Annotated in this window: 4 protein-coding genes; 3 read left to right on the plus strand and 1 reads right to left on the minus strand. The window is 69.2% G+C overall.

Annotated features, from left to right (window positions below):
* The 3 genes from ADBZ6I_RS14620 to ADBZ6I_RS14630 form a co-directional block, all read left to right on the plus strand.
* Nucleotides 1-4,667: beta-ketoacyl synthase N-terminal-like domain-containing protein (locus ADBZ6I_RS14620; RefSeq protein ID WP_526385058.1), on the plus strand; the 4,667-nt coding region annotated here is incomplete at its 5' end.
* 39 nt (nucleotides 4,668-4,706) lie between these two features.
* On the plus strand, nucleotides 4,707-5,099 hold the full coding sequence (gene acpS, locus ADBZ6I_RS14625) for a holo-ACP synthase AcpS (RefSeq protein ID WP_526385060.1): 393 nt from the start codon (nucleotides 4,707-4,709) through the stop codon (nucleotides 5,097-5,099).
* 10 nt (nucleotides 5,100-5,109) lie between these two features.
* A complete protein-coding gene (locus ADBZ6I_RS14630; RefSeq protein ID WP_526385062.1) occupies nucleotides 5,110-6,444 on the plus strand; it encodes a dipeptidase in 1,335 nt (444 codons plus the stop codon).
* A gap of 3 nt (nucleotides 6,445-6,447) precedes the next feature.
* On the opposite strand, the gene ADBZ6I_RS14635 is transcribed toward ADBZ6I_RS14630, so the two are convergent.
* Entirely contained in the window at nucleotides 6,448-7,026 is a 579-nt protein-coding gene (locus tag ADBZ6I_RS14635; RefSeq protein ID WP_526385064.1) for a VldE C-terminal domain-containing protein, read from the minus strand.
* Between the last annotated feature and the right edge of the window lie 390 nt (nucleotides 7,027-7,416).

Genomic DNA, 7,416 nt, shown 5'->3' on the forward strand with positions numbered 1-7,416 from the left:
CCGAGCGCACCGGAGAGTTCCTGCAGATCGTCAACTTCAATCTGCGCGGATCGCAGTACGCGATCGCCGGCACGGTGGCCGGTCTGGACGCCCTCAAGGATGAAGTCGAGCGCCGGGTGGAGATCGCCGGCGGGCGCCGCGCCTACATCCAGGTGCCCGGCATCGACGTGCCGTTCCACTCCGACGTCCTCAAGGTGGGGGTGGATGAGTTCCGTCGCTCGCTGGAACGCATCCTGCCCGTCGACGCCGACGCCGGAGTGCTGATCGGCCGCTACATCCCGAACCTGGTTCCGCGGCTGTTCAGCCTCGACCGCGACTTCATCCAGGAAATCCGCGATCTCGTGCCGGCCGAGCCGCTCGACGAGATCCTCGCCGACTATGACACCTGGATCACCCAGCGGCCCGGGGAACTTGGTCGCCGGTTGGTCATCGAACTGCTGGCCTGGCAGTTCGCCAGCCCGGTGCGCTGGATCGAGACTCAGGACCTGCTGTTCACCGAGGAAGCCGCGGGCGGCCTGGGGGTCGAGCGGTTCGTCGAGATCGGCGTCAAGTCCGCTCCGACGGTCGCCGGGCTGGCCACCAACACCCTGAAGCTCCCCGAATACGCACACAGCACGGTGCAAGTGCTCAACACCGAGCGCGATGCCGCGGTGCTGTTCGCCAGCGACGCCGATCCTGAGCCCGAACCCGAGGTCGCCGACGAGCCCAGCGCCGCTGCCGAAGTGCCTGCGGCCCCGGCCGCCCCGGCTCCCGTGCCGACCGCGGCGCCGTCCAATTCGCCTCGTCCGGAAGATATTCCGTTCGACGCCGCCGACGCCACCGTGGCCCTGATCGCGCTGTCGGCGAAGATGCGGATGGATCAGATCGAGCCGGTGGACTCCATCGAGTCGATCACCGACGGCGCTTCTTCGCGGCGCAATCAGCTTCTGGTCGATCTCGGCTCCGAGCTCAACCTCGGCGCCATCGACGGTGCGGCCGAAGCCGACCTGACTTCGCTGCGCGGGCAGGTGTCCAAGTTGGCGCGCACCTACAAGCCGTTCGGCCCGGTGCTCAGCGACGCGGTCAACGACCAGTTGCGCAGTGCGCTCGGCCCGTCCGGTAGGCGTCCGGGCGCGATCGCCGACAGGGTCACCAAGACGTGGGAGCTCGGCCCCGGCTGGGCCAAGCACGTCAGCGTCGAACTGGCGCTGGGCACCAGGGAAGGCAGCAGCGTGCGCGGCGGTTCGCTGGGCGGTCTGACCGAAGGTCCGCTGATCGACGCCGCGGCGGTGGACAAGGCCATCGACAGTGCGGTCGCGGCAGTGGCCGCGCGGCGCGGTATCGCGGTGGCCCTGCCGTCGGTCGGCGGCCCGGCGGGCGGAGCGGTCGACTCGGCAGCGCTAAACGAGTTCGCCGAGACCGTCACCGGCCGCGATGGTGTGCTGGCCTCCGCGGCGCGGATGGTGTTGGGGCAGTTGGGGATCGATTCCCCGGTCAGCACCCCGTCGGCGGTCGCCGACACCGAACTGCTCGATCTTGTTTCCGCTGAACTCGGTGCGGACTGGCCGCGTCTGGTCGCCCCGGCGTTCGACTCCCGTAAGGCGGTGCTGCTCGACGATCGCTGGGCGAGCGCTCGGGAGGACCTGGTCCGGTTGTGGCTGTCCGACGAGGACGACATCGACGCCGACTGGCCGCAGCTGGCCGAGCGTTTCGAGGGTGCCGGGCACGTGGTGGCCACCCAGGCCGACTGGTGGCGCGCTCGCGCGCTGGCCGCCGGCCGGTTGGTGCACGCCTCGCTGTTCGCGCGGGTCGCCGCCGGTGCCGAGAACCCGGCACCGGGCCGGTACGCCGACGAGGTCGCGGTGGTCTCCGGCGCGTCGAAGGGTTCCATCGCCGGCGCGGTGGTGGCCCGACTGCTCGACGGCGGTGCCACCGTCATCGCCACCACCTCCCGCCTCGATGACGACCGGCTGGAGTTCTACAAAGAGCTCTACCGCAGCCATGCCCGGTTCGGAGCGCAGCTGTGGGTGGTGCCGGCCAACATGGCCTCCTACGCCGATGTCGACGCACTGATCTCCTGGGTGGGCAACGAGCAGACCGAGAACCTCGGCCCGATGTCGATCCACGTCAAGGACGCTCTTACGCCCACTCTGCTGTTCCCGTTCGCCGCGCCGCGGGTGGCCGGTGACATGTCCGAGGCGGGCTCGCGTTTCGAGATGGAGATGAAAGTTCTGCTGTGGGCGGTGGAGCGCCTCGTCAGCGGGCTGTCGGCGATCGGCGCCGAACACGACATCGCCTCCCGGCTGCACGTGGTGCTGCCCGGTTCACCGAACCGCGGAATGTTTGGCGGCGACGGCGCCTACGGCGAGTCCAAGTCGGCGCTGGATGCCGTGGCGGCGCGCTGGGGCGCGGAATCGTCCTGGGCGCAGCGGGTCACGATTGCGCACGCCCTGATCGGGTGGACCAAGGGCACCGGTTTGATGGGCCACAACGACGCCATCGTCGACGCCGTCGAGGCCGCAGGGGTGATCACCTACACCACCGAAGAGATGGCCGCCATGCTGCTCGACCTGTGCGCGGTAGAGGCCAAGGTCGCCGCCGCGTCGGCGCCGTTGAAGGTCGACCTGACCGGCGGCCTGGGCGACGTGGCGCTGGATATGGCCGAGCTTGCCGCCCGGGCCCGCGAGGAGATGTCAGGCGCTGCAAAGGAATCGCGCGTCGACACCGCTGGCACCATCGCCGCGCTGCCGTCGCCCCCGCGCGGTAACCGAGGCTGCCCGCCGCCGGCCTGGCCGGATCTCGACGTCGATCCGGCTGACCTGGTGGTCATCGTCGGCGGTGCCGAACTGGGGCCCTACGGCTCGTCGCGCACCCGCTTCGAGATGGAGGTGGACAACGAACTGTCCGCCGCCGGCGTGCTCGAACTGGCCTGGACCACCGGGCTTCTCGCCTGGGAGAACGATCCCAAGCCGGGCTGGTACGACACCGCCACCGGTGATCTCGTTCCCGAGGAGGAGATCGTCGAGCGCTTCCACGATGCCGTGGTGGAACGCTGCGGGATCCGGGAGTTCGTCGATGACGGCGTCCTGGCGGCCGACCATTCCACCGACCTGTTGGTCAGTGTGTTCTTAGACCGCGACTTCCGGTTCGTGGTGTCGTCCGAGGCCGAGGCGCGCGCCTTCGAGTCGTTCGACCCGGCACACACCGTGGTGCGCCCGATCGGCGAATCCAGCGACTGGGAGGTGATTCGCAAGGCGGGCACCGAGATTCGGGTTCCGCGTAAGGCGAAGCTCCCGCGCAGCGTCGGTGCGCAGATTCCGACCGGCTTCGACCCGACGGTCTGGGGCATCAGTCCCGACATGGTCGCCTCGGTCGATCGGGTGGCGTTGTGGAACCTGGTCGCCACGGTGGACGCGTTCCTGTCCTCCGGCTTCAGCCCCGCGGAACTGATGCGCTGGGTGCATCCCACCATGGTGGCCAGCACCCAGGGTTCAGGAATCGGCGGCTTGACGAGCATGGAGAAGATGTTCCACGGCAACCTGCTGGGTACCCCCAAGTCGAACGACATTCTGCAGGAGGTGCTGGCGAACGTCTTTGCCGCACATGTGATGCAGTCCTACGTCGGCGGCTACGGCGCCATGGTGCATCCGGTCGGTGCGTGCGCCACCGCGGCGGTTTCCGTCGAGGAGGGTGTCGACAAGATCCGCCTTGGCAAGGCCGATCTGGTCGTGGCCGGTGGCTTCGACGACATGACCGAGGACGGCATCACCGGCTTCGCCGACATGGCCGCAACCGCCGACACCGAGATGATGCGTGCCCGCGGGATCAGCGACTCGAAGATCTCCCGCGCCAACGACCGTCGCCGGCTGGGCTTCCTGGAGGCGCAGGGCGGCGGCACCATCCTGCTGGCCCGCGGCGATCTGGCGCTGAAGATGGGCCTGCCGGTTCTTGCGGTGGTCGGCTACGTGCAGAGCTTCGCCGACGGTGTGCACACCTCGATCCCGGCGCCTGGTCTGGGTGCCCTGGGCGCCGGCCGGGGCGGGCGCGAGTCGGGGCTGGCCCGTTCACTGCGACAGCTGGGGGTGGGGGCCGACGATATCGCGGTGATCTCCAAGCACGACACCTCGACGCTGGCCAACGACCCCAACGAGACCGAATTGCACGAACGGCTGGCTGACGCTCTCGGCCGGTCGCCCGGCGCGCCGCTCTTCGTGATCTCCCAGAAGAGCCTCACCGGGCATGCCAAGGGTGGCGCCGCGGTGTTCCAGATGCTGGGGCTGTGCCAGGTCCTGCGCGACGGCGTCGTACCGCCCAACCGCAGCCTGGACTGCGTCGACGACGAGCTCGCTGTCGCCAGCCACTTGGTCTGGCCCCGGCAGACCCTGCGGCTGGGTGAGCGCTTCCCGCTCAAGGCCGGCCTGGTGACCAGCCTCGGCTTCGGGCACGTGTCGGGTCTGGTGGCGCTGGTGCACCCCGAGGCATTCCTGGCCGCGCTGCCCGCAGAGGAGCGCGAGGATTACCGCAAGCGGGCCGCTGATCGGGTGCTCGCAGGCCAGCGTCGGCTGGCCGAGGCCATCGCGGGCGGCTCCGCCATGTACGAGCGGCCTGAGCGCCGGTTCGACCACAGCGGGGCGGATAAGGCCGCCGAGGCCACGATGCTGCTCGATCCGGCGTCACGCCTGGGGTGAACGACAGCGCGCTCGTGTCAGCGGCTAAGGTCTGACCCCGTGGCGATAGTAGGTGTGGGGATTGACCTGGTTTTCATTCCCGATTTCGCCGAGCAGGTCGACCAGGCCGGCACGGTGTTCGCCGAGACGTTCACTCCCGGGGAGCGGCGTGACGCCGCGGACAAGACGTCGCTGGCCGCTCGGCACCTGGCCGCCCGGTGGGCGGCCAAAGAAGCGGTCATCAAAGCGTGGTCGGGGTCCCGGTTCGCTCAGCGGCCGGTGCTGCCCGAAGGCATCCACCGCGAGATCGAGGTGATCACCGACATGTGGGGCCGGCCCAAGGTGCGCCTCACCGGCGCTGTCGCCGAGCACCTGGCCGACGTGACGATCCATGTGTCGCTGACCCACGAGGGTGACACCGCGGCGGCTGTGGCCATCCTGGAGACGCTTTAATCTCGTCGGTATGGAACTGATCGATCGCGTCCGCGCCGTCCTGCCCGAGGTTCGCCGCGACCTGGAGGATCTGGTCCGAATCCCGTCGGTGTGGTCGGACCCCGCGCGCCGCGACGATGTTCACCGCAGCGCCGAGAAGGTCGCCCAACTGCTGCGCGACGCCGGCTTCGGCGACGTCGAGATCGTCAGCGAGGGCGGCGCGCCGGCCGTCATCGCCCACCACCGGGCCCCGCCCGGTGCGCCGACCGTTCTGCTCTACGCCCACCACGACGTCCAGCCGGAGGGCGATGCGGCGCAATGGGATTCGCCGCCGTTCGAGCCCACGGAACGCAACGGCCGGCTCTATGGCCGCGGTACCGCCGACGACAAGGCCGGCATCGCCACTCATCTGGCGGCGTTCCGGGCGCACGACGGACGGCCCCCGGTCGGGGTGACGGTGTTCGTGGAGGGGGAGGAGGAGTGCGGTTCACCGTCGCTGTCCCGGCTGCTGGCCGCGCACCAGCACAAGCTCGCCGCCGACGTCATCGTGATCGCCGATTCCGACAACTGGACCGCCCAGTGCCCCGCCCTGACGGTCTCACTGCGTGGTCTGGCCGACTGCGTCGTCGAAGTGGCCACGCTCGATCACGGCCTGCATTCGGGGCTGTGGGGCGGGGTGGTGCCGGACGCGCTGACTGCGCTGATCCGCCTGTTGGCGACCCTGCACGACGACGAGGGCAATGTCGCCGTGGCCGGCGTGCACGAGTCGCCGGTCGCGCCCGTCGACCGCGATGCGGACTGGGTCCGCACCGAATCCGGATTGCTCGACGGGGTCGGCGAGATCGGTTCCGGGACGGTTGCCGAACGGCTGTGGGGCAAACCGGCCATCACCGTCATTGGCATCGACACGACCCCGATCGCGACAGCGTCCAACACCCTCATCGCGCGGGCCAGCGCCAAGGTGAGCCTGCGCGTCGCCCCGGGCGGTGACGCGGGCGCGCACCTGGACGCGCTTCGCCGGCATCTCGAATCGCGCGCGCCGTGGGGTGCGCGGGTCACCGTCACCCCCGGCGACATCGGCCAGCCCTACGCGATCGACGCCACCGGACCGGTATACGACGCCGCCCGCGCCGCATTCCGCCAAGCCTGGGGTGTCGACGCCGTCGACATGGGCATGGGCGGGTCGATTCCGTTCATCGCCGAATTCGCCGCCGCGTTCCCCGACGCCACCATCCTGGTGACAGGAGTCGAGGACCCGGGCACCCAGGCACACAGCATCAACGAGAGCCTGCACCTGGGCGTGCTCGAACGCGCCGCCGTCACCGAGGCACTGCTGCTGGCGAAGCTCGGCGCCCAGTCGACATAGACCTCAGTCGAAGTAGACCTCACTGCCCTTCGGGTAACCGCCGCCGTAGGTGGCAATGTGCACGTGGGTGTAGTGGTTGGCGTCCGGGCCGCCCAGATCGGACATCAGCCGCGGCGACCCGTGAGCCGGGTGGTAGGTCCGCTGCCAGATGACCCCTTCGATCTTGTACTTGTCGACGTTGTCCAGGGCGAACCGGGCGATACGGTCACCGAGCGCCCGGCCAGCCGGGGTCTGCCAGTTCGGGATCATCACGTCGATGGCCAGCCCGTTGGGATGCCACTTCATGCTGTCTGCCCGGTACCCGCCGATGTCGCGGATCTCCGGGAACTTGGCGCTGATCACCCGCTTGAGGCGGATCGTCTCGACCTGGAGTAACCGCTCGGACCCGACGCCCGCCGACAGTGCGCGCCGAACGTCCCGCACGGCACCGGCGACCGCCGCCTGGGGGGCCGCGGACGCCGTGACCAGCTGCGGCTCGAAAAACGCGGGCTGAGCGGCGTTGACGGGGGCTGCCACCACGGCCACCGCCGTGATCGGGGTCGCCACGACGAGCATGGCGAGGTGGCGAAGCAGATGTCTCATCCCGGCCTCCGGTCGCACAGCGCGGTTGACCGCGGTAGTTACTTGACCGTGATGTCGGTGTTATTGATGCATGCGTTACATGTGATGTCTCTGTGACGCAAGGTGCCACGCCGGTGCCCGGTGGACTGGAAAGCCGCTCCGGCGCTTTCAGGTGAAAAAACACCTTCAGTTTTCAAGCAATCTGTGAACAATGGAGTTGAGCGGCCACCGGCGCGCCTCACTCCCCCCGAGAGCGCCGGTGGTCGCTCCCTACACAGTGTCCGAACGCAGCGCTTGTCGGGCGCGCTGCGCCATCCGCTCGCTGAGATGAATCAACCGGTCTTCGTGTCCGGCGGGCATGGTGTAGGCGAGTTTCCGCAGTTCAACGGCGAAGTGGTGCAATTCGTTGCG

It is taken from the genome of Mycobacterium sp., from assembly GCF_044342925.1.
Classification (GTDB): Bacteria; Actinomycetota; Actinomycetes; order Mycobacteriales; family Mycobacteriaceae; genus Mycobacterium.